The organism is Microbacterium bovistercoris (assembly GCF_003387575.1).
GTDB lineage: Bacteria > Actinomycetota > Actinomycetes > Actinomycetales > Microbacteriaceae > Microbacterium > Microbacterium bovistercoris.
The window spans coordinates 278,839-303,836 of the sequence record NZ_QUAB01000048.1; the positions used below are offsets into that span (position 1 = coordinate 278,839).

Sequence of the window (24,998 nt, forward strand, 5' to 3'; positions counted from 1 at the left end):
TGATGCTTCGTTATTCCGCATTATTCCGGGCATCCACTCCTGTTGACACGCGTAGACTCACGGTGTCAGAATTCGATTCATGTCGTTCTCTCTGGGCATCGTCGGTGCTGGCCAGTTCTCTGGCCAGTTCGCCACGCTCTTCCATCACCACCCCGATGTCTCAGCCGTGTACGTCACCGACCTGATCTCCGAGCGCGCGGATGAGCTCGTGCGCACCGCCGGTTTCGCCGGCACGTTCTCCGACTTCGACGAGATGCTGGCATCACCCGTGGATGCCGTGGCGATCTTCACGCAGCGCTGGACGCACGGGCCTCTGGTGGTCAAGGCGCTGCGCGCCGGCAAGCACGTGTACTCAGCGGTGCCGATGGCGATCTCCGCCGAGGAGATCGCCGAGATCATCGACGTCGTGCACGAGACCGGCCTCACCTACATGATGGGTGAGACCAGCTACTACAACCCGGCGACGGTGTTCGCCCGCAAGAAGCTCGCATCCGGCGAGTTCGGTCGCCTGTTCTACGGCGAGGGCGACTACGTGCACGACATGGATCTCGGGTTCTACGAGGCCTACCAGTACTCCGGTGGCGAGAACTGGAAGTCGACCGCCAGCTATCCCCCGCTGCTGTACCCCACGCACTCCATCGGCGGTGTGCTCGGCGCCTGGCCCACGCACGCCACGGCGGTCTCGGCGGTCGGCGTCGTGGACGCTCGCGGCGACGGGGTGTTCGACCGCGCGGTGAGCCAGTTCGACAACGACTTCTCCAATGCCACCGCGCTGTTCGAGCTCGCAGCGGGCGGCTCGATGCGCATCAACGAGTTCCGGCGAGTGGGCTACCCCTCGCACCTGCGCGAGTCGCGTTTCCGCTGGTTCGGCACCGAGGGCTCTTTCGAGCAGCTCGCTCTGACCACGGTGTGGCAGACCAGGGAGGGCGTGGAGGACATCTCCGCGCAGATCGACACCCACGCATCCCTCTCCCCCGACGACCCGTCGCTCGCCCATGTCGCGCCGGCGCTGCGCGACGCCTTCGTCTCGGGGTACGCGGCCGTGCACGACCGCGAGCGCATCCCGGTCGAGATCCGCTCGCTGCACAACGGGCACGAGGGCAGCCACCACTTCCTCGTGGACGACTTCGTCCGCGCGGTCGTGGACGGCACCCTGCCGCCGGTGAACGCCTGGCAGGCCGCGCGGTTCACCCTGCCCGGCGTGATCGCGCACGAGTCGGCGCGCCGCGGCGGCGAGCGCCTGAGCATCCCCGACCTGGGCGACGCCCCTGGTACCTCCCATGTCTGATGAGCACACCCGCCGCGCGCGTACGGTGACGCGTGCGGACGTCGCGCGCTACGCCGGGGTCAGCACCGCCGTGGTGAGCTATGTGCTCAACGACGGGCCGAAGCCGGTCGCCCCGCTCACCAGGGAGCGCGTGCTCGACGCGGTGAAGGTGCTCGGCTACCGGCCCAACGCCGCCGCACGAGCGCTGTCCAAGGGCTCGTCCGACATGTTCGGCATGCTCGTGGTCGACAGCCGCAACCCGTTCTTCGCGCAGCTCTGCCACGCACTCGGCGAGGCGGCCGCCCAGGACGGGCGGACGCTGCTGATCGTGAACACGGATCGCGAGCACACCACGGCCGCCGATCAGATCCACGACCTCACCGCACGTCAGATCGGCGGACTGATCATCGCCGACCTGCTGACCGCCGCCGAGCAGGCGCTGGTCGAGAATCTCGGCATCCCGGTGGTGCTGATCAACCAGTACGCGGGCGCCGTCGGCGTGCCCGCGCTCGGCGCGGACTTCCGCGACGGGGCACGACGGGCGGTGGAGCACCTCGTGGGGCACGGCTACCGCAGCATCGCGTTCATCGGGAGCGCGAGCATCTTCGACGACCGTGAGCGCGGCTGGGGAGACGCGCTCACGGCGGCCGGTCTTCCGCTGGGGGCCCGGATCCACGCGCCGTTCTCGTACGAGGGCGGCTATCAGGCGGGGATCGAACTGGCGGATGCCGCGGAACGGCCACGTGCCGCCTTCGCGGCATCCGACCAGGTCGCGGTGGGGCTTCTGGCCGCACTGCACGCGCGCGGGCTGCGCGTGCCGGAGGATGTCGCGGTCGTCAGCTTCGACGGCACCGACGCGGCCGAGTACGCCTGCCCGCCGCTGACCACGACCGCGCAGCCCATGGCCGAGATGGCGCGGGAGGCGATCCGCCTGCTTCAGGCCGGCGATGCGGAGCCGGGATACCGGGCGTTCCCGACCGCGCTGGTCGTGCGCCGCTCCTGCGGCTGCGAGTAGTCCCGCTCGCGTTGGCACGCTCGTCGCGAGATGGTTCGCTCGCCGCGCTCGCTCAGCGGACGGCGTTCGCCGCGGCGGCCTCGGCGGCGCCTCGACCCCAGCGGAACGGTGAGACCGTGCGGTCCTCGGGGATCCAGAAGCGCCACGGATAGGCATCCGTCCCGGCGAGGCCCGCGACGCCGACGCGCGGCCCCGCGGCGATCTCGGCGAGCGGCTCGCCGAGCAGCAGCGCGGCTGTCGCACCGTGCTGCGGGATGCCCGTGATCGCGTCGATCCCGTCGTGCAGCGGATGCCGCAGACCCATGACCTGGCCGAGGCGGCCGGGTCCGCGGGCCAGGTCGCGGCCGGTGCGACCGGAGCGAGCGGACGCGACATCCACTCCGCCGATGATCTCGCCGGCGCGCAGCAGGACACCGCCCGCCTCGCCCTCGGTTCCGCAGACGATATTGATGCAGGAGTGGATGCCGTGGCTGAGGTACACGTACACGTGACCCGGCTCGCCCCACATCGTGGCGTTGCGCGCGGTGCGCCCCATCCTCGCGTGCGATCCGGGGTCGGGAAGCGATCCGGTGCCCTTGCCGTGGTACGCCTCGACCTCGGTGATGCGCAGGCGCACCTCGGCGTCGTCCACCGTCGTGATCAGCTCGGCACCGAGCAGCCTCGGCGCCACGTCGACGGGGAGGCCGACCAGATCGGCGCGCGTCGCCCGGCGCAGCGCGCTCATGGCTGCGGGGCGCTTCCGCACCACGACACGTCGAAGCCGGAGAGTGTGACCAGCTGATCGCCGGTGCGCAGGTCGAGCAGGGTCGTGTGCAGCGTGGTCGGCAGCGGCAGCAGCAGTTCGTCGTAGGGGTTGTTCGCGACGTCGGGCGCGACGGTCACCGCGGCGTACTGCCCGCTCGGCGACGCGCACATCTGGATGATCGACGAGTCGTCGCCCACCTCGAACACCGGCGTGGCTGCGCCATCCGGGTCGACCTGGATCACGGCCTGACCGGTCGGGGCGCCGGAGTCGTTGCGCTGCACGACGTGCTGCAGGGTGCCGTCCGGGAAGGGCACGATCTCGGAGGGCGTTCCGTAGTCGGGGTCCGTCGCCGGCAGCGGCGTCTCGGTGCCGTCCTTCAGTGAGAGCTCGATGAACGTGCCCTCGGTACGCTCGATGATCGCCGTGTCGCGGGTGGTGCCGAGCAGTTCGGCCACGAGGCCGAAGTCCTGGGCGGGTGCGTCACCGGCACGGTCGTCGAGGGTCAGCGCGTTCGCGAAGTCGACGAACAGCACCTTCGACGAGTCCGGCACGAACTCCCAGTCCGAGACGCCGACGTCCTCGCCACCGACCTGCACGACGGCGGGGCCGCTCGAGCCGTCCAGGGGCTGCGTCACCAGCACGCTGGCCCGCCCGCTGGTCTCGGTGACGTCGGCGTCCGAGTAGGTGTATCCGACAAGCCCGCCACGGTCGGAGACCTGAAGGCTGGTGATGAAGCCGTCGCCGGGGAGCTTCAGATCGCGCTGCCTGTCGCCCTTGCGGTCCATGACGACCAGGCGGGATCCGCCGTCCTCCTCGACCACGACGACGAGGTTGTCGGGCGTGGCCCGGAAGTCGACGATCCTCGAGCTGGAGAAGACCGGCACGCCGTTCTCGCCGGACAGGTCGGAGGTGAAGATCTTGTCTTTCTCGTCGCTGCGCTGCAGCAGGAAGATCTGCGACTTCGGCGTGGTGAAGATCGTGGTGAGGTCTGCCGTCGGACTGCCTCCCTGCGCCGCTGCATCCTCGACGGTGACCGTGAACTCCGTCGTGTCGTCCAGGGCCTCGGTGAAGCGGATGCCGAGGCTGCTGCCGTCGACCTCGACGGTGAACGGGACGGCGGGCTCGACGCTCACCTGAGAGGCGTCGACGGCGGCGAGGTCGTGGTTCGTGTCGAAGGTCAGCGTCGTGCCGGGTGCCTCGACGGCGCGCTCCGGATCGACGTCGACCCCCAGCACGCGCAGCGACTGCGAGAACACGAACGCGAAGACGCCGCCGGCGATCAGCAGCACCGCAGCGACCGCGGCGAGCACGATGTAGAGCAGGCGACGTCGCCGGTAGGCCGAACCGTCGGATTCCGGTGCAGCCGCCGGCTCCCACGGGATCGGCTCGAGGCGGGAGACCGGGGTGGTCGGCGTGGGGACGGCGGGAGCGGCATCCTGCGCAGCCGACGACCGACGCGGGCCGGGTGCCGGGTGGCGCCGACCCGGAGCGGCGTCGGCTTCCGCCGCGGCCGCAGCAGCGGCGGCGGCGGCGGCATAGACGGCGGCACGCTGCGGATCGGATGCCGGCGCGGCCTGCAGCAGGCTCTCGTCCTCCTGACCCATGAGCTCAGGGCGGATCGGTTCACCGCCTGTGTCTCTGCGGCGCAGGATCGCCGGGGTCCGAGGCGCACGCTCCGGCTCACTCGGGGCCTGCTCGGCGGCGATCCGCGCGGTGCGCTCGTCCTCGGGCTCCGGCCCCATGATCTCCGGACGGATCGGCTGTCGGCCCGTGGGGCCGGGCGCGGGAGCACCAGGGGCGGGAACGCCCGGCGCATCGGAGGCGGGAACACCCGGCGCACCGGTGGCGGGAACGCCGGGTGCGGACGCGCCGGCTCCGGGCGCACCTGCTTCGGAGATACCCGCCGCGGGCAGGCCGGGCACGGGGGCGACGGTTCCGGGCACGCCGGGCACGGACCCGCCGGCAACGGACGGGCCGGTAGCCGAAGCGCCGGTGATGCCCGGTGAACGGGGGTCCGCAGGCGGGTCGGGCTCCGCAGCGACTGGCGCGGACTGCGGCGCCGACGCCGCGGCATCCGACTTCGCGGCATCCGTCTCCGCCGCACGGGCGGCCTCCTCCGCAGCCGCGCGCTGCGCGCGCAGCTGCGCGCGGGTGAGAGGCGCGTCGCCGTCGCCGCTCATGCGATGGACTCCGCCTTCTGCAGCATCCGGCCCGTCACTCGCCGGCGTCCTGACGGGCGGCGCAGTCGGCGCAGAGGCCGAAGATGTCGACGACGTGCTCGGCGTCGCGGAAGCCGTTCTGCGCGGCGGTGCGCTGCGCCCACTGCTCGACGTCCTTCGCCTCGATCTCGACGGTGAGGCCGCAGGAGCGGCAGATCAGATGGTGATGGTGGCCCTGCGTGGTGCACGCGCGGTACAGCGCCTCGCCCTCGGGGCTCTGCAGCGAGTCGGCTTCCCCCGATGCCGCGAGACCCGCGAGCGCACGGTAGACAGTGGCGAGTCCGATGCCCGTGTTGGCCTCGCGGAGCGCGGCGTGCAGGCTCTGGGCACTCACGAAGCCCTGCGTGTCGCCGAGAGCATCGCGCACGCGTTCGCGCTGCCAGGTGTTCCGCTGAGCCATGCTCCGAGTCTAAGCCGCGCCGGTGTGGGATGCCTGGGCCGGGACTCCCCCTGCTCCGGGCCGGCGGGGCGGGCGCGCGTCAGGCGCGGATGCCGGCGATGATCGCGTCGACGGCGGATGCTGCGAGCCGGCGCTGCTCGGAGAGCGACATCGCGGCCAGCGGCCCGTGCAGGCACAGCTCGGCGAAGCCGTGCACCGTGGCCCAGCACGACCAGGCCGCTGCGGGTGCGGCATCCGCCGGCAGTGCGCCCTGCGCGACCAGGTCGCCGAGGGCGGCGGCGAGCGCGCGGAACGCGGGGGTCGTCGCGATGTCCTCCGGCCCGAGGGTCCGGCCTCCGAAGAACGCGACCGAGAACCAGCCGGGCTCGTGCAGGGCGAAGTCGATGTAGGCGAGCCCGATCGTGCGCAAGCGCGCAGCCGGATCGGAGGCCTCCCCCGCCGCCATCGATGCGGCGACCTGCTCGAGGATCGCCGCCGCGACCGCCTCACGCAGCGCGGCGAGGTTCGGATAGTGCCGGTACGCGGCGTTCGGCGAGACCCCGGCGCGCCGGGTGACCTCGCGCACCGAGAGCGCGTCGATGCCGCCCTCACGGGTCGCGTCGAGGCCGGCCTCGACCAGCGCCGCCGCAAGACCGCCGTGATGATACGCCACGCCCTTGCCCTCCCGACGTTCGATGTGTACGGTGTGAACATATCAGATGTGGACACCGTGAACATAGGAGTGAACATGACTGCGCTTCCCCCTGTCGTCGACGAGCAGACCTGGCGCGAAGCCCTTGCCGAACTGCGTGTCCGCGAGAAGGCCGCCACCCGTGAACTCGATGCGATCGCCGCCGCGCGCCGTCGGCTGCCCGCCGTGAAGATGCCCGAATACCACCTGACCGCTGAGGACGGCTCCACTGTCACGCTCGCCGACGTCTTCGACGGGCGCAGCCAGCTCGTCGTGTACAACCACATGTGGACCGACGGCGCCACCTGGCAGTGCTCCGGGTGCACCGGCGGCACGGCGCAGTTCGCTCGTCCCGACATCGTGGAGCCGCTGGACGCCCGGTTCGTCATCGTGACGAACGGACCGATGGACGAGATCCTCGCCTACAAGAAGCGCGTCGGGAATCTGATGACCTGGTACTCGTCCGCCGGCAGCCCGTTCGGTGCCGACGTGGACGCCGGCCCGAACGAGGGCTTCGGTTACAACGTGTTCCTGCGGGACGGCGAGGACGTCTATCGCACCTGGTACACCGAGGGCCGCGGTGCCGAGCAGTTCATGCTCACCTTCGCGATCGCCGACGTGCTGCCGTACGGCCGGCAGGAGGAGTGGCAGGACGTGCCGGACGGCTGGCCGCAGCATCCGACCTACGAGGGCTGGCCGTCGTCCAAGGACATCGCGGAGCGCTACGGCGACCCCACCGCCTGACCGTTCAGGCCGTGCGGCGCACGCGTCCGCGGAAGCGCTGCACGGCCCAGCATCCGAGGTAGATGAGGAACGAGATCGTCGTGATGTAGGGGCTCACCGGCAGCGTGCCGGCGAGCGCCAGCAGGATGCCGCCGACGGCGGCGACGAAACCGAACGCCGCAGAGAGCACCGGCACGGCGATCGGCCCCGCACTGACGCGCATCGCGGCGGCGGCCGGCGTGACCAGCAGCGCCATCACCAGCAGCGCGCCGATGATGTGCACCGCCACCGCAACGATCAGCCCGAGCAGAACCATGAACAGCAGGCTCACCGCGCGGGTGGGCACGCCGCGCGCCGCAGCCGACACCGGGTCGAGCGAGTCGAAGCGCAGCGGCCGCCACATCAGCAGAAGTCCCGCCAGCACCACCACCCCGATGCCGATCAGCCAGCCCAGGTCGGGACTCGACACGGCGACGATCTGCCCGGTCAGCAGGGTGAACCGATTCGCGCTGCGGCCGTCGTAGAGCGACAGGAACAGGATGCCGAGGCCGAGACCGAACGGCATCAGGACACCGACCAGCGAGTTGCGCTCCCTGGCACGGGTGCCGAGCAGGCCGATCACGACGGCCGCAACCAGTGCCCCGCCGATGGATCCGGCCACGACGCTGCCCCCGAAGAGCAGTGCGGCCGCCGCCCCCGCGAACGAGAGCTCGCTGATGCCGTGCACCGCGAAGGCGAGGTCGCGCTGCATCACGAACACGCCGATGAGGCCGCCGACCAGGCCGAGAACCGCGCCGGCGATGATCGAATTCGACAGCAGGACGACCAGTTCGCCGTAATCCTGGAACGAGAAGATGTCGCTCCAGTCGAGCGCGAGCGGGATCATGCGAAACCTCCCGGCACGTCGCCGATCTCGTGCTCATGGTCGTGCTCGTGCTCGTGCCTCGTCTCGGCATCCGGTGCCCCCACGACCACGAGGCGATCGCCGGCGCGCAGCACGAACACGGCGGTGCCGTAGAGGTCGGTCAGCACGTCGCTGCGCAGCACCTCCTGAGGGCGCCCCAGCACGAACCTGCCCGAGGCGATGTACAGGATGCGGTCGACCTTGCCCAGCAGCGGGTTGATGTCGTGCGTGACCAGCAGCACCGCGGCATCCTTCTCGCGACGCTGGCGATCGATGATGTCGATCACCGCGCGCTGATTGGCGAGGTCGAGGTTCGAGAGCGGCTCGTCGCAGAGCAGCAGTGCGGGCTGGTCGGCGAGCGCCTGCCCGACGCGCAGCCGCTGCTGCTCGCCGCCGGACAGCAGGCCGACGGGACGGTCGGCGAAGTCGGTCGCGCCGACGGCCGCGAGCAGCTCGTCGACGCGTTCGCGGTCACCGCGGTGCGGGATCGGCAGGCCGAACCGCGTTCCGTGCACCCCCAGGGCGACGAGGTCTCGCGCGCGCATCGACGTGTCGGCAGGGAAGGGATGCTGCTGCGGGATGTAGCCGACCCGCTTGTTGCCGGTGCGGATCGGCTCGCCCTCGAAGCGGATGTCGCCGGCGGAGAGCGGCTGCAGTCCGAGGATCGCCCTGAGCAGGGTGGTCTTGCCCGAGCCGGAGGGACCCAGCACGGCGATCAGTTCGCCGGGGTGCACGTCGAGGTCGAGGCCCGACCAGAGCTCGCGGTCCTCGCGGTGCAGCGCCGCGCCGCGGATCTCGAGGATGGGCGGGCTGTCGATGGGAGACCCCGGAACCCGCCGGCGCGCAGCGCCGCTCACCGGTCGAGGGCGTCGGCGAGGCTCTGGATCGCGTCGTGCATCCACTCAGCGTACGACTGATCCGCGGCGAGCAGCTCGCTGAACGGCACCACGGGGATGCCGACCTTCTCGGCCGCGCCGGTGACCTCGCCGGTCTCGCCGCCCGAGGTCTGCACGGTGGTGAGCACCGCATCGACCTGACGCGAGTCGATCAGCTTCCGCGCGGCGAGCAGGGTGGCCGGAGCGACGTCGTTGCCCTCCTCGACGGCCTCGGAGAAGCCGTCGGGGGTGACGTCGTCGAGGCCCATCGCCGCTGCGAGGTAGCCCGGCAGCGGCTCGGTCATGAAGATCGGGCGCCCCTCGTTCGCCTCGTGCAGCGTGCCGAGCTCCTTCTCGAAGGCCTCGAGCTCGGCGACGAGCTTCTCGGCGTTCTTCGTGTACTCGGACTCACCCTTCGGGTCGAGCTCGGTGAGGTCTTCGGAGACGTGCTCGACGACATGGATCATGGTGTGCACGTCGAACCACACGTGCTCGTTGAACCCCTCGATGTGATCGTGCCCCTCGTGGCCCTCCTCGCCGTCGTGGTCGGCGGCGTGATCCTCGTGCTCCTCCTCGGCCCCGGGGAAGTCATGCGAGAACTCGACGGCGGTGATCACCGTGGCATCCGAGCCGTCGCGGAGCGACTCCATGAAGGCGTCGTAGCCGCCGCCGTTCTCGATCACGAGATCGGCCTTGCTGACGGAGAGCCGGTCGCGGGCGGATGCCTCGTAGGAGTGCGGGTCCTTCGCGGCGTCGTCGATGATGCTCGTGACGTCGACCCTGTCGCCGCCGATGGTCGCGGCGATGTCTCCGTAGACGTTGGTCGAGGCGACGACCTGCACGCGGCCGTCATCGGATGTCGCCGGCGACGAGCATCCGCTCAGCGCGAGCGCGCCGATCGTGGTGGTCGCCGCCAGAATCGCCCATGCCGTCTTCTTCATGAGTACGACACTAACGGATATGAGAATCATTCTCAAAAGCGAAGGCGACCGCTGTCCTTCGACGGGCTCAGGACCCCATGGGTCGCTGAGCCCGTCGAAGCGGCAGTCAGCCCTTCAGCCAGACCGTGGTCTCCGCCGGCAGGACGCCCGGTTCGACCGGCCCGCTCACCAGCACGACCTCGCCGTCCAGCGGATACGGCTCGGTGCCGAAGTTCGTCACGACCTGCCAGCCGTTCGGCCGGACGAAGCGCAGCACGTCGTCGCGACCGGTCTCGATCCACTCGAGCTCCTCACCGGTCTGCAGCTCGTGCCGCAGCCGCAGCGCCTCGCGGTACAGGTTGAGCGTCGACCCGGAGTCAGCCGCCTCGACATCCACGGCGTGCTCCGAGAACCAGGCCGGCTGCGGCAGGTGCGCGCCGTCGGCGCCGAATCCGAACGAGGTTCCGGATGCCGTCCAGGGCAGCGGCACGCGGCATCCGTCCCTGCCGAGCCCGTCGAACGCGCCACCACGGAAGAAGGCGGGATCCTGACGCTGATCCGGCGCGATCGCCGCCACCTCGTGCAGGCCGAGCTCCTCACCCTGGTACATGTAGGTGCTGCCGGGCAGGCCGAGCAGCAGCATCGTCGCGGCGCGCGCCCGGCGCCCGCCACCCGCACGGTCCAGGCGCTCCTCCGGACCGCCTGCCGCCACCCACTCCGTGCCCTGCTTGACCGTTCGGCCGTTCAGCGCCGGAAGCCCGTACCGGGTCGCGTGCCTGGTCACGTCGTGATTCGACAGCACCCAGGTCGTCGACGATCCGGTCATCCGGGCCTGCGCGAGGTTGTCCGCGATGATCGTGCGGAACTGCGCGGCGTCGAAGTCGGCGACGAGCAGGTCGAAGTTGAAGGCCTGCCCCAGCCCCTCCGCCGATGCGTACTTCGCGCGGCGCTCGGGCGTCTCCACCCACGCCTCCGCCACAGCGGTGCGCGGCGGGTCGTACGAGTCGAACACCTCGCGCCACTGGGCGTACACCTCGTGCACGTCGTCGCGGTCGAACAGCGGGTGGTTACCGTCGCGCGGGATGGCCGCCAGCTCGGCGGTGGAGGGCAGCGGCTCGGTGAGGTCCTTCGTCAGCATGTGCGCGACGTCGATGCGGAATCCGTCGACCCCGCGGTCCGACCAGAACCGCAGCGTCTTCACGAAGTCCGCCCGCACCTCGGGGTTCGCCCAGTTCAGGTCGGGCTGCTCGACGGCGAAGTGGTGGAAGTACCACTGGCCGTCCTCCACCCGCTCCCAGGCGCCGCCGCCGAAGGTCGACTGCCAGTCGGTCGGCGGCTCCGCCCCGTCGGGTCCGGCGCCGTCCCGGAAGATGTAGCGGTCGCGGGCGGCGGATCCGCGTCCCGCGGCGAGCGCCTCCTGGAACCAGGCGTGCAGGTTCGACGTGTGGTTCGGCACGATGTCCACCACGACCTTGATCCCCCGCGCGTGCAGCGCCGCGACCATGGCGTCGAAGTCCGCGAGGGTGCCCAGCCGCGGATCCACGTCGCGATAGTCGGCGACGTCGTATCCGCCGTCGGCGAGCGCCGACGGGTAGAACGGGCTCAGCCACACCGCGTCGATGCCGAGATCGGCCAGGTAGTCGGCGCGGGACAGGATGCCCGGGATGTCGCCGATGCCGTCGCCGTTCGCGTCGGCGAAGCTGCGCGGGTAGATCTGGTAGACGACGGCCTGGCGCCACCAGGCGGGCGTCCGCTGGTCTTCGGGGGTGTCGATGACGAGCGCGTCGGTCATGAGAGGTGAGGCTCCTTCGTTTTCTCTTCGGTGTCGGTCGTGGTGATCGCGAGTCGCTCAGCCCTTGACGGCGCCCTGCGTGACGCCCTCCATCACCCAGCGCTGGGTGAACAGGTAGGCGACGATGGCCGGTGCCATCGCCATGAGGTACGAGGCGAACGACACGTTGTAGTTGTTGCTGAACTGGGTCTGGAACAGGTTCTGCCGCACGGGAAGGGTCTGCAGTGCGGGATCCGAGATGATCAGCGACGGCATCATGAAGTCGTTCCAGGCGTAGAGGAACGCGAAGATGCCGACCGTCGCGCTCATGGGGCCGAGCAGAGGGAAGATGATGCGCCAGAACGTCTGCCAGGTGCTCGCGCCGTCGATGCGTGCGCTCTCTTCGAGCTCGAGCGGGATCGACCTCAGGAACGCGGTGAACAGCAGCACGCTGAAGCTGAGCTGGAACATGGTCGCGAGGATGATCACGCCGAACGGGTTGTCCAGTCCCACGCGGCCGGTGAGCTGGATCTGCGGCAGCGCCACGACGGGGAACGGGATGAACATCGCCGCGAGCAGGTAGAAGAACGAGTACCGGAACAGCCGGCGGTCCCAGTTGCGCACGATCGCGTAGGACGCGAAGGCGGCGAGGATGATGGTCGCCACGACGGTCCCCGCGGTCACGAGCAGCGATATCCCTGCGCCGACCGGGAACTTCGTGAGGTTCCAGGCCTGCACGAACCCGTCGATCGAGAACGGCGCCGGCAGCGAGAAGGCGTTGCCGTCGACGGCCTGGTTCGTCGTCTTGAACGCCATCGAGATGGTGACGTACAGCGGGAGCAGCACAGTGACCGCGCACAGGATGAGGATGATCGTGCCCGACCAGTTCACCCGCTCCATCCGGATGCGGGGCGCGCGGCCCTTTCGCCCGGTGCGCCCTTCGCGGGCGGCCTCGGCCTCGACGGCGATGAGTGTCTGCGTTGACATCAGAGTGCGTTCCTTCCGCGGGTCAGCGAGAGCTGAAGGAGGGAGATGAGGATGGCGACGATGAAGAAGATCGTCGCGTTGGCCATCTGGTAGGCGTAGTCGCCGCCGTTGAAGCCGGTGATGATGGTCATCGCGATGCTGCGGGTGGCGGTGCCGGGGCCGCCGTTGGTGAGACCGACGATGATGTCGTAGGCGTTCAGGAAGCCCTTGAAGCCGAGGATCACGTTGATGACCACGTAGCCGGCGACGAGCGGGAGCGTGATGCGGGTGAGCTGCTGCAGCTTCGAGGCGCCGTCGATGTCGGCCGCCTCGTAGACGTCGCCCGGCACCGACAGGAGCCCCGCGATGTAGATCAGCAGCGTCCCGGGGATCGCCTGCCAGGCGGTGACCGCCACGATCGCGGTCCAGGCCAGGTCGGGGTTCGCGAGCAGGCTGGTCTGCAGCCACTCGATGCCCAGGGCCGACCCGAGGGCGGGCAGCGAGTTCGAGAACAGGAAGTTGAAGACGTAGGCGATGATGATGCCCGAGATCACCATCGGGATCACGAACACCGCGCGCAGCCCGGTCTTCATGCGGATGCGGGAGGTGAGCCCCACCGCGAGCAGGAACGCGATCACGTTCACGACGATGACCGTCGCGATCGAGAAGCCGAACGTGAACAGGTAGCTCTGCAGGATGGCCGGATCGCTGAACAGGGCGATGTAGTTGGTGAGGCCGTTGAAGCTCCAGTCGCCGATGCCGATGGAGTCGGTGAAGCTGAAGAAGATGCCGATGACGCCGGGCACCGTGATCGCGAGCGTGAACAGCACGAGGCTGGGCAGCAGGAACACGTAGTAGATGGGCTCGACCCGGCGGCTGCTGCGGCGGATCGTGCGATCCCCGGCGGTGACGATGGTCGTCGTGGTGGTCATTTCGCGGACTCCTTCGTCTCGCTCTTCAGCACCGGGGCGCGGAACGCCACGCGTGCCCAGTCGGCGTCCATGGTCGCCAGGACGGATGCCGGGTCGGCGCCGAGCGCCATCGCCTGGGCGTAGTTGAAGACCGGGATGGTCTTGGGCACGAGCACCGACGGACCCTGGTAGATGCGCCCCTCATCCACGAAGGGGATCATGCCCTCGATGCGCGGGTCGTCCGGAGCGGGGGCGCTCTCGGTCGGGGTGAAGCCGAGCTGCGAGGCGTTGTACTCCTCGATGTTCTCCGGCTGATACAGGTACTCCAGGAAGTCGCGTGCAGCCTCCTTGTGCCGGGATCCCTCGGGGATCATCGCGGCCAGGTCGAGGTTGACGCGCACGGCGAGGTCGTCCTCGCTGTCCGTCATCGGCAGCGGGAAGGTGCCGAGCTCGAGGTCGGGCGCCGTCTTGGCGATCTCGCTGAACGCCCACGGACCCTGCAGGTACATCGCCGCCTTGCCCTGGGCGAAGGCGAGGTTGCCGTCGTTGTAGCCGCGGCTCGGGGCATCCTCGTTGGTGTTGCCGTCGAGCAGCTGCTGCATCTTCGCCATCGGCTCGGCGAAGTCCTTCGAGAACGAGGTCTCGGACTCCGGCCCGACGTCGGCGCCCTCGGCCTTGAGGTCGTCGAAGAACTGCAGCACGTCGATCGATCCGCCCACGGTGTAGTCGAACCAGCCCTGGCCGACGGTCCAGTCGTCCTTGAGGGTGGCCTCGAACGGCGTGACACCGGCGGCCTTCAGGGTCTCGCACGCGGCGAGCAGCTCGTCCCACGTCTTCGGCACCTCGACGCCGTTCTCGTCGAAGATCTGCTTGTTGTAGATGACCGACGCGGCCATCACCGAGTACGGCAGGGCGCTGGTGCGGCCGGCGCAGACGCCGTACTGGTCGAGCAGCGGCTGGTACTCGTCTTTGATCTCGGATGCCGCATCGGTGTCGCTCAGATCGCTCAGCGCGCAGCGCTCGACGAACCGCGAGACCTCCATGTTGTAGTTCGCCAGCATGATGTCGGGCGGATTGCCGCGCACGAAGCTGGCCGAGACCACATCGACTCCGGAGGTGTCGATCACGACGCGCACGTCGTCCTGGGAGGAGTTGTACTTCGCCACCAGTTCGGTCATGAAGGCGATCGCCTCGCGCTTGCTGAAGGTGAACCGGATGGTCTCGCGGCCGTCGGCCGAGCAGCCGGCGAGCAGCGCCCCGCCCAGGATCATCACCGTCCCCGCGGCGGCCATGCGCCGCATCCGTGTCAATCGTCGAGACACCGTCGTCCTTCCGTCGCGCTAGATTCCTTGAGTAAATCTAGTCACCAAATCAACTGTGGATGACGCTACCCTCTCAGAGGGAGGAGGGTCAAGACCCATGACGATTTCCGCCGCCGGCCGGGCGAGCGTCGGCGCAGTGCTCGACGTCGCCTGGGGCACCGGGGCGTTCACCGCGACCGACGCGATGACCGCGACCGCCCTCACCCGCTCGACCGTCATCGAGGCGATCGACACGCTGGTCGGCATCGGCCTGCTCCGCGAGCTGCCCAACGCCCGCTCCGCCGGCGAGTACCGCGGTGGTCGCCCTGCCCGGCGGTTCGAGATCACCGACGACCTCGGCGTGGTGATCGGCATCGACTCGGGGCTGTCCCACCTGGCTGTGACCGTGGCCGACCCCTTCGACGCCGTCCTCGCGCATCGCAGGATCGAGGTGCCACGCACCGCCTCGGCCGGCGCACGACGCCGCACTCTGGGCGGACTGCTCGACGAGACTCTGCAGGATGCCGGATCGGAACGTTCCGCGGTGCTGGCCGCGTGTGCCGGCGTCGCCGCCCCTGTGAACCGCGACGGGATGTCGCCGCCGCACCCGGAGGGTTTCTGGGAGCGCACCAACCCCGGGCTCGCCGACCTGCTCACCGACTGGGCGCCGATCGTGGAGGTCAAGAACGACGCCTCGCTCGCCGCCGCGGCAGAAGGCGCCGGCGGCGCCGCGGTCGGATGCCAGGACTACGTCGCCCTGCTCGCCGGCGAGCGCTTCGGTGCCGGCGTGGTCGTCGACGGCCACCTGCTGCACGGCGCGCACGGCGGTGTGGGCGAGGGCGTCGTGTTCGATCACGTCGTCGGGGTCGGAACCGCGTACGGACTGCGCTACGCGATCGAGCGCGAAGTGCGTGGCGCGGTCGCCGCCGGGGTGATCGCGGCATCCGGTGCCGTCGGCGCACTCGCGGACGGCAAGGACATCGATCCGCGTACAGTGCTCGAACTCGCCGCCGCCGGCGATGCGGATGCCGCGCTGATCGCCGAGCGGGTCGGCGAGACCGTCGCCATCATCATCGGCGTGCTCGGCAGCACCTTCGACCCGTCGCGGGTCATCGTGTGCGGCGCGATCGCCGACAGCATCGAGCCGGTGCTGGCGGCTGCTCGGCGCAGCCTGCCGTCGCAGTTGCATCTTCCGGCGCCCGAGCTTCTGGCCTCGACGCTCGGCGCGGATGTCGTGTCACTCGGCGCGGTCGCCACTGCGCGGGATGCCGCCCGCACGCGCGCCGTGCCGGCGCTCGCGCAGCAGCGGCTGCAGGGCTAGCTTTCGCGAGTTCGCCGCCTGCAGGCGGCGGACCGAACGACGGATGGCGGACTACACCGCGGCGAGTCGCCCGCCGGACGCAGAAACATCCGCCACCTGCAGGTTCGCCAGAGCCCGGCGCCACCACCCGACAGCCACCCGGCATCCGCCGCCGCCTGCAGATGGCGGACCGAACGACGGATGGCGGATCCGACCGCGGCGAGTCGCCCGCCAGACGCAGAAACGTCCGCCACCTGCAGGGGCAGCACGGTCTCAGTCGACGAGCAGCGCGGGTTCCTCGAGGATCGCGGCGACATCGGCGATGAAGCGGCTCATGCCGTCGCCGTCGATCACGCGGTGGTCGAACGAACCGGCGACCGTGGTGACCCAGCGCGGGCGCACCTCGCCGTCGACGACCCAGGGCTTCTGGGCGATGGTGCCCATCGCGACGATGCCTGCCTCGCCCGGGTTGATGATCGGCGTGCCGGCATCCATCCCGAACACGCCGATGTTCGTGATCGTGAACGTGCCACCCTGCTGGTCGGCCGGAGCGGTCTTGCCCTCGCGCGCGGTGAGCGTGAGCCGGTTCAGCGCGCGGGCGAGGTCCTTCATGCCGAGCGTCTGGGCGTCCTTGATGTTCGGCACGATCAGGCCGCGCGGCGTCGCCGCGGCGATGCCGAGGTTCACGTAGTGCCGCACGGCGATCTCGGCGCCGTCGGCTGTGTCGACCCACGCCGCGTTCACCATCGGGGTGCGACGCAGCGCCCAGATCACGGCACGCGCCATGATCAGCAGCGGCGAGACCTTGATGTCGGCGAAGTCGGGCGAGGCCTTCAGCCTCTTGACGAGCTCCATCGTGCGGGTCGCGTCGACCTCCTTCCACACCGTCACGTGCGGGGCGGAGTACGCGCTCTGCACCATCGCGTTGGCGCTCGCCTTGCGCACGCCCTTCACCGGGATGGCCTCGGTGCGTCCTTCGTCTCGCTGCGCTCGCTCAGGAACCGGATTCAGCCCGCGGGCGAGGCCCACCGGCCCTTCGTCTCGCTGCGCTCGCTCAGGAACCGGAAGCACCTCCTCGCGCACGTCGCCCCACTCCGGCGTCTCGATGTTGCGGAAGACGCTCGCCTGCGAGGCGTGCTTCATGACGTCGTCGCGGGTCACCTCACCGTCGGCGCCGGTCGGCGTCACGGATGCCAGCTCCACACCGAGGTCGCGGGCGAGCTTGCGGATCGGGGGCTTCGCGATCACGCCCACCGATGATCGCACCGGGCGCTCGGCCGGCTTGCGGCGCCGCGAGGTCGCCCCGCCACCCGTGCCGTAGCCGACCAGCACGGCGCCGCCGCCCTCGGCGGCCGGCCCTTCGTCTCGCTTCGCTCGCTCAGGAGCCGCAGCATCCGCCGTCTCGGTGACGAACGTGATGATCGGGGTACCGACGTCGATCGTCTTCCCCTCCTCGACGAGCACCTCGCCGACCACGCCCGCATGCGGCGAAGGCAGCTCGACGAGCGACTTCGCCGTCTCGATCTCGCAGATGACGTCGTTGACCGCGACGGTGTCGCCGGGGGCGACCTTCCAGCTGACGATCTCGGCCTCGGTGAGGCCCTCGCCGACGTCGGGGAGGGTGAAGGTCTGAGTGCTCATGGTGTGATCCTTCGGGAGTGGGGGCCCATCGACAAGCTCAGGAACCGGACAGGGAAATCAGTAGGCGAGGGAGCGGTCGACGGCTTCGAGGACGCGATCCGCGTCGGGCAGATACGGGCCCTCGAGCTTGGCCGGCGGGAACGGGGTGTCGAAGCCCGAGACGCGCAGCACCGGTGCCTCGAGCGCGTAGAACGCGCGCTCCATCACCGTCGCGGCGATCTCGCTGCCCAGGCTGGTGTGCTGGGGGGCCTCCTGCGCGTACACCATCCGTCCGGTGGAGCGCACCGAGTCGAGGATGGGGCCGTAGTCCACCGGCGACAGCGAGCGCACGTCGATGACCTCGCAGCTGGTGCCCTCGGCCTCGGCGAGCGCCGCGGCCTGCAGCAGGGTGGTGACCATCGCGCCGTGGCCGACGAGCGTCACGTCGGTGCCGCGGCGCACGACGCGGGTCGCATGCAGCGGAGCGGCCGAGGCGTCCAGCTCGACCTCGCCCTTCTGCCAGTACTTGCTCTTCGGCTCGAAGAAGATCACCGGGTCGTTCGAGGCGATCGCCTCCTGGATCATCCAGTACGCGTCGTTCGGCGTCGACGGGCTGACCACGCGCAGACCGGGAGTGTGCGTGAAGTACGCCTCCGGGCTCTCCTGGTGGTGCTCGATCGCACCGATGTGCCCGCCGTACGGGATGCGGATCACGACCGGCAGCGACAGCGATCCCTCGTGCCGGTTGGTCAGCTTCGCCAGCTGCGTCGTGATCTGGTCGAAGGCGGGGAACACGAAGCCGTCGAACTGGATCTCGCACACCGGGCGGAACCCGGCCATCGCGAGGCCGATCGCGGTGCCGACGATGCCGGACTCGGCGAGCGGGGTGTCCAGCACGCGGCGGTCGCCGAACTCGGCCTGCAGATGCTCGGTGACACGGAAGACGCCGCCCAGCGGTCCGATGTCCTCACCCATCAGCATCACGCGCGGGTCGTCCTGCATGGCCTTGCGCAGTCCCGCGTTGAGCGCCTTCGCGAGGGGCATGGTCTCGATCGTCATCACTGACCCCCTTCGAAGGATGCCTCGTAGTCGGCGAGCCACTTCTCCTGCTCGGTCATGAGCGGATGCGGCTCGCTGTACACGTGCCGGAAGATCGCGTCGGGGCCGGGCTCGGGCAGCGCGACGCTGCGCGAGCGCAGATCCTCCGCGGCATCCGCCGCCTCGGCGTCGACGTCGGCGAAGAGGGATGCCGCGGCACCGCGGCCCTCCAGAAACGTGCGCATGCGCGTGATCGGGTCGCGCAGCGCCCACTCCTGCTCCTCGGCGTTGCCGCGGTACTTCGTGGGGTCGTCGCTCGTGGTGTGCGCCCCCATCCGATAGGTCACGGCCTCGATCGCGCGGGGACCGCCGCCGGCGCGCGCCTCATCGAGCTGCGTGCGCGAGACGGCGTAGCTGGCGAGCACGTCGTTGCCGTCCACGCGCACCGAGGGGATGCCGTATCCGGCGCTGCGCCCGACCAGCGGGACCTTGGACTGCGTGGCGACCGGCACCGAGATGGCCCAGTGGTTGTTCTGCAGGAAGAACAGCACGGGCGCGTCGTAGCTCGCGGCGAAGACCATCGCCTCGTGCACATCGCCCTGACTGGAGGCGCCGTCGCCGTAGTAGACCACGACCGCCTCGTCGCGCTCGGGATCGCCGGTGCCGCACTTGCCGTCGAACGCGAGGCCCATGCCGAAGCCGGCCGCGTGCAGCGTCTGCGAACCGAGGACGAGCGTGTAGAGCCGGGTGTTGCCGTTCTTCGGGTCGGTCGGGTCCCAGCCGCCGTGCGAGACGCCGCGCATGAGCTTGATGATGTCGACCGGGTCGACGCCGCGGATGCGGGTGACGACGTGCTCGCGGTAGGACGGGAAGATCGTGTCCTGCGGGCGGGCGGCGTAGGCCGAGCCGACCTGCGCGGCCTCCTGCCCGCGGCTCGGCGGCCACAGGGCCAGCTGGCCCTGACGCTGCAGGTTGGTGGCCTGGGTGTCGATCGCGCGGATGACGACCATGTCGCGGTAGAACTGCTCGAGCTCGGCGTCGGAGAGCGCCTCGATCAGGGGCAGGTACTGCTCTGCGGCATCCGTCGGAGCGAACCGTCCGTCGGCGTCCAGGACGCGGACGAGGGGGGTCTCAGAAGAGGTCACCCGCTCCACGGTACCCGCGCCCGCATGCCCGGTCACGCATAGTTCGGGGGCCCTAGTATCTGCTCGGATTCCGGAGAATCCCGGGGGTCAGCGGTCAGCGGACGGCGGCGGCGACCTCGAGCACGCGTGGGAGCGACTCCTCCTCGCCGACCGAGATGCGGATGCCGTCGCCCGAGAACGGGCGGACGATCAGGCCGGCGGCGACGAACGCCTCGGCGATCTCGTCGGTGCGCTCCTTGGTGCGCAGCCACACGAAGTTGGACTGCGAGTCGGGCACCTTCCAGCCCAGCTCGCGCAGGCCGGTGACCAGGCGGTCGCGCCGCTCGACGATGACGGCCACGCGCTCCATCAGCTCGTCCTCGGCATCCAGGCTGGCGATGGCCGCGTTCTCCGCGGCGCTGGTGACCGACAGCGGGATGCCGGTGGTGCGGGCCGCGTCGAGCACCCGCGGATGCCCGATCGCGTAACCGACACGGAGACCTGCGAGCCCGTAGGCCTTGGAGAACGTGCGCAGCACGACGACGTTCGGATGCGTCTCGAAGATGCGCTCCTCCAGACCGTCGACGGCCTCGGGGTCGGTGACGAACTCGGCGTAGGCCTCGTCGAGGATGACGAGCACATCCTGCGGCACCCGCTCGAGGAAGGCTGCGAACTCGGCGCTGGTGACGATCGGGCCGGTCGGGTTGTTGGGGGTGCAGACGATCACCACGCGGGTGCGGTCGGTGATGGCGTCAGCCATCGCGTCGAGGTCGTGCCGCGCACCCGGAGCGAGCGGCACCTGCACGCCCGTGGCGCCTGCGACCAGGGGCAGGCTCGGGTAGGCCTCGAAGGAGCGCCAGGCGTAGACGACCTCGTCACCGACGCTCGAGGTGCCGAGCACGAGCTGGTGCAGGATAGACACCGATCCGGCGGCGACGTGCACCGCATCAGAGGCGACGCCGTACTTCTCCCCCAGCCGGGCACGGAGGGCTCCGGCCGTGGCATCCGGGTAGCGGTTCACCGGAGTCGTGTGCTGCAGCGCCTCGACCACCGACGGCAGCGGCTCGAACGGGTTCTCGTTGCTGGACAGCTTGAACGCATCGGCGCCCGCCTGCTTGCCCTGGCGATACGGCGGCAGCGCCGCGATCTCGGGGCGGATGCGGGGCAGGATCGGCTCAGTCACGGCACAAGTCTAGAATCCCCGCATTCGACACAACGATGGGTTGCCGATTTCGCACTCTGAGCGCGTTACAAATTCGAAATCCGCAGGTTCAACTCCAATCTTGACCGGAAATCGTAGTTCTGCTTACGATCTCCCTCATGTCAACGACGCCAATACGCCTGGAGCGCCCTGAAGGCAAGGGTCTCGCCGCCGGAACACTCGGCCTGTGGGGATCCACCGTGATCGGCCTCGCCTCGACGGCGCCGGTGTATTCGCTCGTCGCCTCGCTGGGCTGGGTGGTCATCGCCGTGGGCGCGCAAGCGCCCATCGCGTTCATCCTCGCCTTCATCCCGATGCTGCTCATCGCCTTCGCCTACCGCGAGCTGAACAACGCCGTGCCGGACTGCGGCACCACGTTCACGTGGGGAACGAAGGCGTTCGGCCCGTGGGTCGGCTGGATGGGCGGCTGGGGCGTGGCCGTCGCCGGCATGGTCGTGCTCGCCAACCTCGCCCAGATCGCGTCGGTCTACTTCTGGGCCCTGATCGGGCAGGACCTGGAGAACAGCGACCTGCGGGTGGTGCTCGTCGCCGTGCTCTTCATCGCCGCGATGACCTGGGTCAGCTGGCGCGGTGTCGAGATCGGCGAGCGCATCCAGAACGTGCTGCTCGGCGTCCAGTACCTGGCGCTCGTCGTGTTCATCGTCGCCGTCGCCGTCCAGATCACCACCGGCAACGCCCCGGATGCCACGGCCTTCTCGTGGGAGTGGCTGAACCCGTTCGCCTTCACCTCATGGTCGGGCTTCACCGAGGCGATCCTGCTCGCTCTGTTCATCTACTGGGGCTGGGACACGTGCCTCGCGCTGAACGAGGAGACCAAGGATCCGAAGCGCATCCCCGGCCGCGCGGCGCTGCTCACCTGCGTCATCCTGCTGGTCACCTACGTCGCCGTGACGATCGCCGCGATGATGTACGCCGGCCTCGGCGAGGAGGGCACGGGCCTCGGCAACGAGGCGCACGCCGACGACTTCTTCCTCGCGATCAAGGACGGCCTGCTCGGCCCGTTCGGCTGGGTGCTCGTGGTCGCCGTGATCATCTCGGCGGTCTCGTCGACCCAGACCACGATCCTGCCGACCGCGCGCGGCACGCTCGCGATGGGCGTCTACCGCGCGCTGCCCGAGAAGTTCAAGGACGTGCACCCGGTGTACAAGACGCCGTCGTTCTCGACGATCGTGATGGGCGTCGTCGCGGTCGCGTACTACGTCGGCATGACCCTGATCAGCGACAACATCCTGCAGGACTCGATCCTCTCGCTCGGCCTCGCCATCGCGTTCTACTACGCGATCACCGGGTTCGCGTGCGCGTGGTACTTCCGCAAGGAGCTGAAGAACTCGGCGCGCGACCTGTGGTTCAAGGGCATCTTCCCTGTGCTCGGCGGCCTGCTGCTGACCGGCGCGTTCGTGCAGTCCGCGGTCGACATGTGGGACGTGGACTACGGCTACACCGTGCTGTTCGGCATCGGCGGCACCTTCGTCGTCGGGATCGGCTCGCTCGCCGTCGGCCTTGTGCTGATGTTCGTCTGGTACCTGATGCCGCGCTCGAAGCGGTTCTTCGCCGGCGAGAGCCTCAACCGCGACACCGAGGTGCTCGTTCCCGAGGATCCGGCCGAGTTCCCCCGGTCGATCGACGGCGGGATCTGACCGAGTCATTGCCATACCAGAGTGATACCATTCTGGTATGGCAATGACTGTGCGGATTCCGGCGGAGCTCGACGCGCAGCTGGAGGAGATCGCGCGTGCCCGCCACATGTCGAAGCACGCGGTGATCATCGAGGCGGCGCAGCGCTTCGCCTCCAGTGAGGCGAAGACCGCGAAGGTCCTCAGCGCGATCGATGAGATCGCCGATCACTACGCCGAGACGATCACTCGACTCGAAGACGCATGACGGCCGAGTACATCGATCCCGAGCAAGCGCTCGCGGTGGTCGCCAAGCTCGGCCTGCACGTCCGCGACCAGGGGCTGCTCTTCTCCGCGCTGGCGCGACCCGCGGCGAGCATGTTCGGTGTCGACGCGTATCCGACGATCGAGGAGAAGGCCGCGGCGCTGATCAGCTCGATCGCGCAGAATCACTCGCTGTTCGACGGGAACAAGAGACTGTCACTGTTCCTGACCTTCGCGTTCCTGAAGATCAACGGATACGAGGTGACATTCACACAGGACGAGGCGTTCGACCTCGTGCTCGGCGTGGCACAGAGTCGGCTCGACCTGCCCGAGATCGCCGCGAGCTTCGCCGCGCACGTGCGGCGAAGCTGACGGCGGGGCGCTTCGACAGGCTCAGCGACCCACACCTGGGCTCCTCAGTTCGCGAAGGGGCCGGGAAGGTCAGCGACCGTAGGCCGCGGCGAGGCGCTCCAGCGCCGCGGTGATGGCGTGCTGCGGAGCGGCGAGGTTCATGCGCTCGAACCCCTCGCCCTCCGGGCCGAAGATCGCCCCCTCGTCGAAGAAGACGTGCGCCTCCTGCTCGTTGATGCGCTTGAGCTCCTCGGCGTCGTGACCGAAGGCGCGGAAGTCCATCCACTGCAGGTAGGTGCCTTCGAGATCGAACACGGTGACCTCGGGCATCCGCTCGGCGAAGAACCGCTTCACGAGCGCGTGATTCGAGGCGACGAGTTCGATGAGGTGCTCCAGCCAGGGCTCCGCCTCGGTGTACGCCAGGCGGCAGGCCTCGAATCCCAGCGCGTTCAGGGTGAAGAAGCCTGTCCGGGTGCGCTCGTCGTTGTAGGTCTCGCGCAGCACGGGGTCGGTGATGACGATGTTGCTGGTCTGCATGCCGGCGAGGTTGAAGGTCTTGCTGGGGGCCGTGCACACGACGGTCCGCGAGGCGATCTCGGGGCTCAGCGTGGAGAACACCGTGTGCGTGCTGCCGGGCAGCACGAGGTCGAAGTGGATCTCGTCGCTGACCACGATCAGGTCGTTCTCGAGCGCGATGCGGGCGACGGCCTCGAGTTCGTCGCGCTCCCAGACCCGGCCGGTGGGGTTGTGCGGGCTGCAGAACAGCAGCACCTTGTTGCGCGGGTCCTTGGCCTTGGCCTCGAGGTCGTCGAGGTCGAGCCGCCAGCGCCCGTCGCGCAGCACCAGCGGGTTGCCGACGACGGTGCGGCCGTTGGAGAGGATGCCGCGGTAGAACGGGTAGTACGCCGGGGTCTGCACGATCACACCGTCGCCCTGCTCGGTGAACGCGCGGATCGCGGTGAAGAAGGCGGGCACGATACCGGGGGCGAGCGAGATCTGCTCCCGGTCGACGGTCCAGCCGTGCCGGCGCTGGAACCAGCCGGTCACCGCGTCCCAGTAGTCGTCGGTCGCGATCGTGTAGCCGAGCACGGCGGTGCGGAGGTGCTCGCGCAGGCCGTCGATGATCTCGGGCGCGATGGCCAGGTCGAGGTCGGCGACCGAGAACGGCGAGATGCCCGGCGGAACGTCGGGGTTCGCCTCGCGCATCTCCTCCCACTTGGCGGCACCGGTGCCGGTGCGGTCGATCACCGTCTCGAAGTCGTAGGCCATGGATCGAGTCTTCCACGTCCTCGGCGGGCGACGGATGCCGCCGACTCATGGGGCAACACGCGTGGCTGATGCGCGACGGCGGTTCGGCTGTCAGACTCGGAGCATGCGATTCCTCGTCCGCGTCGTCGTCAACGCCTTCGCCATCTGGGTCGTCACCCTCATGCCGGTGCTCGAGGTGAGCGTGCGCCCGTTCCCACCCGGCCGCGACCTGCAGATGATCATCACCCTGCTCGGCATCGCGCTGATCTTCGCGCTGGTCAACACCATCGTCGGGACGATCATCAAGATCGTCGCCCTGCCGCTGTACATCCTCACCCTCGGACTGATCGGACTGGTCATCAACGGCTTCCTGCTGTGGCTGACCGCCTGGATCACGCACTTCTTCGGCTGGGGCCTCGAGGTGAACTCGTTCTGGTGGGGCATCGTCGCCGCGATCGTCATCTCGGTCATCAACTGGATCTTCGGGATCATCCTGCGGCCGCAGCGCAAGGACTCGGCACGCCACTGACT

Annotated in this window: 24 protein-coding genes; 8 read left to right on the forward strand and 16 right to left on the reverse strand. The window is 69.5% G+C overall.

The genetic code is table 11. The features are described from left to right. Window positions 1-79: 79 nt before the first annotated feature. Window positions 80-1,288 carry a Gfo/Idh/MocA family protein gene (locus DY023_RS17435; RefSeq protein WP_116243605.1) on the forward strand — a complete coding sequence of 403 codons (1,209 nt, stop codon included), beginning with the start codon at window positions 80-82 and terminating at the stop codon, window positions 1,286-1,288. After that, window positions 1,281-2,282 carry a LacI family DNA-binding transcriptional regulator gene (locus DY023_RS17440; protein WP_116243606.1) on the forward strand — a complete coding sequence of 334 codons (1,002 nt, stop codon included), beginning with the start codon at window positions 1,281-1,283 and terminating at the stop codon, window positions 2,280-2,282. The genes DY023_RS17435 and DY023_RS17440 overlap by 8 nt, the downstream gene beginning before the upstream one ends. 52 nt (window positions 2,283-2,334) lie before the next feature. Here the strand turns inward: DY023_RS17440 and DY023_RS17445 are convergent, their stop codons facing one another. From DY023_RS17445 to DY023_RS17460, 4 genes are all read right to left on the reverse strand, one after another. Beyond that, a complete protein-coding gene (locus DY023_RS17445; protein WP_116243607.1) occupies window positions 2,335-3,006 on the reverse strand; it encodes a DNA-3-methyladenine glycosylase in 672 nt (223 codons plus the stop codon). After that, window positions 3,003-5,207, reverse strand: a complete 2,205-nt coding sequence (locus tag DY023_RS17450; protein WP_116243608.1) for a hypothetical protein — start codon at window positions 5,205-5,207, stop codon at window positions 3,003-3,005. The genes DY023_RS17445 and DY023_RS17450 overlap by 4 nt, the downstream gene beginning before the upstream one ends. A gap of 34 nt (window positions 5,208-5,241) precedes the next feature. Continuing rightward, window positions 5,242-5,646: a Fur family transcriptional regulator gene (locus DY023_RS17455; protein ID WP_116243609.1), complete on the reverse strand. Its 405-nt coding sequence runs from the start codon at window positions 5,644-5,646 to the stop codon at window positions 5,242-5,244. 79 nt (window positions 5,647-5,725) lie between these two features. Further along, window positions 5,726-6,298 (reverse strand): TetR/AcrR family transcriptional regulator, encoded by a 573-nt coding sequence (locus DY023_RS17460; RefSeq protein ID WP_116243610.1) that lies wholly within the window; start codon window positions 6,296-6,298, stop codon window positions 5,726-5,728. A gap of 75 nt (window positions 6,299-6,373) precedes the next feature. On the opposite strand from DY023_RS17460, the gene DY023_RS17465 reads away from it, so the two are divergent. After that, window positions 6,374-7,060, forward strand: coding sequence for a DUF899 family protein (locus tag DY023_RS17465; protein ID WP_116243611.1), 687 nt, complete (start codon window positions 6,374-6,376; stop codon window positions 7,058-7,060). Window positions 7,061-7,064: 4 nt separating this feature from the next. On the opposite strand, the gene DY023_RS17470 is transcribed toward DY023_RS17465, so the two are convergent. From DY023_RS17470 to DY023_RS17500, 7 genes are all read right to left on the reverse strand, one after another. Next, window positions 7,065-7,925: a metal ABC transporter permease gene (locus DY023_RS17470; RefSeq protein ID WP_116243612.1), complete on the reverse strand. Its 861-nt coding sequence runs from the start codon at window positions 7,923-7,925 to the stop codon at window positions 7,065-7,067. Continuing rightward, the gene (locus DY023_RS17475; protein WP_245958768.1) at window positions 7,922-8,800 is read right to left on the reverse strand and encodes a metal ABC transporter ATP-binding protein; all 879 of its coding nucleotides are present in this window, start codon (window positions 8,798-8,800) and stop codon (window positions 7,922-7,924) included. The genes DY023_RS17470 and DY023_RS17475 overlap by 4 nt, the downstream gene beginning before the upstream one ends. Further along, on the reverse strand, window positions 8,797-9,759 hold the full coding sequence (locus tag DY023_RS17480; RefSeq protein WP_116243613.1) for a metal ABC transporter solute-binding protein, Zn/Mn family: 963 nt from the start codon (window positions 9,757-9,759) through the stop codon (window positions 8,797-8,799). Before DY023_RS17480 ends, DY023_RS17475 begins: the two co-directional genes overlap by 4 nt. A 106-nt stretch (window positions 9,760-9,865) precedes the next feature. Then, window positions 9,866-11,530 (reverse strand): glycoside hydrolase family 13 protein, encoded by a 1,665-nt coding sequence (locus tag DY023_RS17485; protein ID WP_116243614.1) that lies wholly within the window; start codon window positions 11,528-11,530, stop codon window positions 9,866-9,868. A gap of 57 nt (window positions 11,531-11,587) precedes the next feature. Next, entirely contained in the window at window positions 11,588-12,496 is a 909-nt protein-coding gene (locus DY023_RS17490; RefSeq protein ID WP_181905895.1) for a carbohydrate ABC transporter permease, read from the reverse strand. Further along, entirely contained in the window at window positions 12,496-13,407 is a 912-nt protein-coding gene (locus DY023_RS17495; RefSeq protein WP_116243615.1) for a carbohydrate ABC transporter permease, read from the reverse strand. Before DY023_RS17495 ends, DY023_RS17490 begins: the two co-directional genes overlap by 1 nt. Then, window positions 13,404-14,687 (reverse strand): ABC transporter substrate-binding protein, encoded by a 1,284-nt coding sequence (locus DY023_RS17500; RefSeq protein ID WP_181905896.1) that lies wholly within the window; start codon window positions 14,685-14,687, stop codon window positions 13,404-13,406. Before DY023_RS17500 ends, DY023_RS17495 begins: the two co-directional genes overlap by 4 nt. Before the next feature lie 118 nt (window positions 14,688-14,805). On the opposite strand from DY023_RS17500, the gene DY023_RS17505 reads away from it, so the two are divergent. Then, a complete protein-coding gene (locus DY023_RS17505; protein WP_116243617.1) occupies window positions 14,806-16,008 on the forward strand; it encodes an ROK family protein in 1,203 nt (400 codons plus the stop codon). Between the two features lie 252 nt (window positions 16,009-16,260). On the opposite strand, the gene DY023_RS17510 is transcribed toward DY023_RS17505, so the two are convergent. The 4 genes from DY023_RS17510 to DY023_RS17525 all read right to left on the reverse strand — a co-directional run bounded on the left by DY023_RS17510 (window position 16,261) and on the right by DY023_RS17525 (window position 20,952). After that, window positions 16,261-17,628, reverse strand: coding sequence for a dihydrolipoamide acetyltransferase family protein (locus DY023_RS17510; RefSeq protein ID WP_116243618.1), 1,368 nt, complete (start codon window positions 17,626-17,628; stop codon window positions 16,261-16,263). 57 nt (window positions 17,629-17,685) lie between these two features. Continuing rightward, window positions 17,686-18,666: an alpha-ketoacid dehydrogenase subunit beta gene (locus tag DY023_RS17515; protein ID WP_116243619.1), complete on the reverse strand. Its 981-nt coding sequence runs from the start codon at window positions 18,664-18,666 to the stop codon at window positions 17,686-17,688. Continuing rightward, window positions 18,666-19,790 (reverse strand): thiamine pyrophosphate-dependent dehydrogenase E1 component subunit alpha, encoded by a 1,125-nt coding sequence (locus tag DY023_RS17520; protein WP_116243689.1) that lies wholly within the window; start codon window positions 19,788-19,790, stop codon window positions 18,666-18,668. The genes DY023_RS17515 and DY023_RS17520 overlap by 1 nt, the downstream gene beginning before the upstream one ends. 94 nt (window positions 19,791-19,884) lie before the next feature. After that, window positions 19,885-20,952: a histidinol-phosphate transaminase gene (locus DY023_RS17525; protein ID WP_116243620.1), complete on the reverse strand. Its 1,068-nt coding sequence runs from the start codon at window positions 20,950-20,952 to the stop codon at window positions 19,885-19,887. A gap of 137 nt (window positions 20,953-21,089) precedes the next feature. Here DY023_RS17525 and DY023_RS17530 point away from each other — a divergent pair, with 137 nt between their 5' ends. The 3 genes from DY023_RS17530 to DY023_RS17540 are packed head-to-tail and all read left to right on the forward strand — an operon-like array spanning window position 21,090 to window position 23,240. Further along, the gene (locus DY023_RS17530; RefSeq protein WP_116243621.1) at window positions 21,090-22,628 is read left to right on the forward strand and encodes an APC family permease; all 1,539 of its coding nucleotides are present in this window, start codon (window positions 21,090-21,092) and stop codon (window positions 22,626-22,628) included. Between the two features lie 37 nt (window positions 22,629-22,665). After that, window positions 22,666-22,872 carry a ribbon-helix-helix protein, CopG family gene (locus tag DY023_RS17535; RefSeq protein WP_116243622.1) on the forward strand — a complete coding sequence of 69 codons (207 nt, stop codon included), beginning with the start codon at window positions 22,666-22,668 and terminating at the stop codon, window positions 22,870-22,872. Continuing rightward, window positions 22,869-23,240, forward strand: a complete 372-nt coding sequence (locus tag DY023_RS17540) for a type II toxin-antitoxin system death-on-curing family toxin (RefSeq protein WP_116243623.1) — start codon at window positions 22,869-22,871, stop codon at window positions 23,238-23,240. The genes DY023_RS17535 and DY023_RS17540 overlap by 4 nt, the downstream gene beginning before the upstream one ends. A 69-nt stretch (window positions 23,241-23,309) precedes the next feature. On the opposite strand, the gene DY023_RS17545 is transcribed toward DY023_RS17540, so the two are convergent. Next, the gene (locus tag DY023_RS17545) at window positions 23,310-24,488 is read right to left on the reverse strand and encodes a MalY/PatB family protein (protein ID WP_116243624.1); all 1,179 of its coding nucleotides are present in this window, start codon (window positions 24,486-24,488) and stop codon (window positions 23,310-23,312) included. A gap of 103 nt (window positions 24,489-24,591) precedes the next feature. On the opposite strand from DY023_RS17545, the gene DY023_RS17550 reads away from it, so the two are divergent. Then, window positions 24,592-24,996: a phage holin family protein gene (locus tag DY023_RS17550; RefSeq protein ID WP_116243625.1), complete on the forward strand. Its 405-nt coding sequence runs from the start codon at window positions 24,592-24,594 to the stop codon at window positions 24,994-24,996. Window positions 24,997-24,998: the final 2 nt, after the last annotated feature.

What these genes read in the sequence shown, in the direction of transcription:
- DY023_RS17505 (WP_116243617.1), top strand. Translation starts at nt 14,806, where the DNA reads ATGACGATTTCCGCCGCCGGCCGGGCGAGCGTCGGCGCAGTGCTCGAC.
- DY023_RS17515 (WP_116243619.1), bottom strand. Translation starts at nt 18,666, where the DNA reads ATGACGATCGAGACCATGCCCCTCGCGAAGGCGCTCAACGCGGGACTG.
- DY023_RS17440 (WP_116243606.1), top strand. Translation starts at nt 1,281, where the DNA reads ATGTCTGATGAGCACACCCGCCGCGCGCGTACGGTGACGCGTGCGGAC.
- DY023_RS17500 (WP_181905896.1), bottom strand. Translation starts at nt 14,687, where the DNA reads ATGCGGCGCATGGCCGCCGCGGGGACGGTGATGATCCTGGGCGGGGCG.
- DY023_RS17540 (WP_116243623.1), top strand. Translation starts at nt 22,869, where the DNA reads ATGACGGCCGAGTACATCGATCCCGAGCAAGCGCTCGCGGTGGTCGCC.
- DY023_RS17530 (WP_116243621.1), top strand. Translation starts at nt 21,090, where the DNA reads ATGTCAACGACGCCAATACGCCTGGAGCGCCCTGAAGGCAAGGGTCTC.
- DY023_RS17485 (WP_116243614.1), bottom strand. Translation starts at nt 11,530, where the DNA reads ATGACCGACGCGCTCGTCATCGACACCCCCGAAGACCAGCGGACGCCC.
- DY023_RS17495 (WP_116243615.1), bottom strand. Translation starts at nt 13,407, where the DNA reads ATGACCACCACGACGACCATCGTCACCGCCGGGGATCGCACGATCCGC.
- DY023_RS17510 (WP_116243618.1), bottom strand. Translation starts at nt 17,628, where the DNA reads ATGAGCACTCAGACCTTCACCCTCCCCGACGTCGGCGAGGGCCTCACC.
- DY023_RS17450 (WP_116243608.1), bottom strand. Translation starts at nt 5,207, where the DNA reads ATGAGCGGCGACGGCGACGCGCCTCTCACCCGCGCGCAGCTGCGCGCG.
- DY023_RS17445 (WP_116243607.1), bottom strand. Translation starts at nt 3,006, where the DNA reads ATGAGCGCGCTGCGCCGGGCGACGCGCGCCGATCTGGTCGGCCTCCCC.
- DY023_RS17550 (WP_116243625.1), top strand. Translation starts at nt 24,592, where the DNA reads ATGCGATTCCTCGTCCGCGTCGTCGTCAACGCCTTCGCCATCTGGGTC.
- DY023_RS17490 (WP_181905895.1), bottom strand. Translation starts at nt 12,496, where the DNA reads ATGTCAACGCAGACACTCATCGCCGTCGAGGCCGAGGCCGCCCGCGAA.
- DY023_RS17435 (WP_116243605.1), top strand. Translation starts at nt 80, where the DNA reads ATGTCGTTCTCTCTGGGCATCGTCGGTGCTGGCCAGTTCTCTGGCCAG.
- DY023_RS17455 (WP_116243609.1), bottom strand. Translation starts at nt 5,646, where the DNA reads ATGGCTCAGCGGAACACCTGGCAGCGCGAACGCGTGCGCGATGCTCTC.
- DY023_RS17465 (WP_116243611.1), top strand. Translation starts at nt 6,374, where the DNA reads ATGACTGCGCTTCCCCCTGTCGTCGACGAGCAGACCTGGCGCGAAGCC.
- DY023_RS17480 (WP_116243613.1), bottom strand. Translation starts at nt 9,759, where the DNA reads ATGAAGAAGACGGCATGGGCGATTCTGGCGGCGACCACCACGATCGGC.
- DY023_RS17535 (WP_116243622.1), top strand. Translation starts at nt 22,666, where the DNA reads ATGGCAATGACTGTGCGGATTCCGGCGGAGCTCGACGCGCAGCTGGAG.
- DY023_RS17470 (WP_116243612.1), bottom strand. Translation starts at nt 7,925, where the DNA reads ATGATCCCGCTCGCGCTCGACTGGAGCGACATCTTCTCGTTCCAGGAT.
- DY023_RS17545 (WP_116243624.1), bottom strand. Translation starts at nt 24,488, where the DNA reads ATGGCCTACGACTTCGAGACGGTGATCGACCGCACCGGCACCGGTGCC.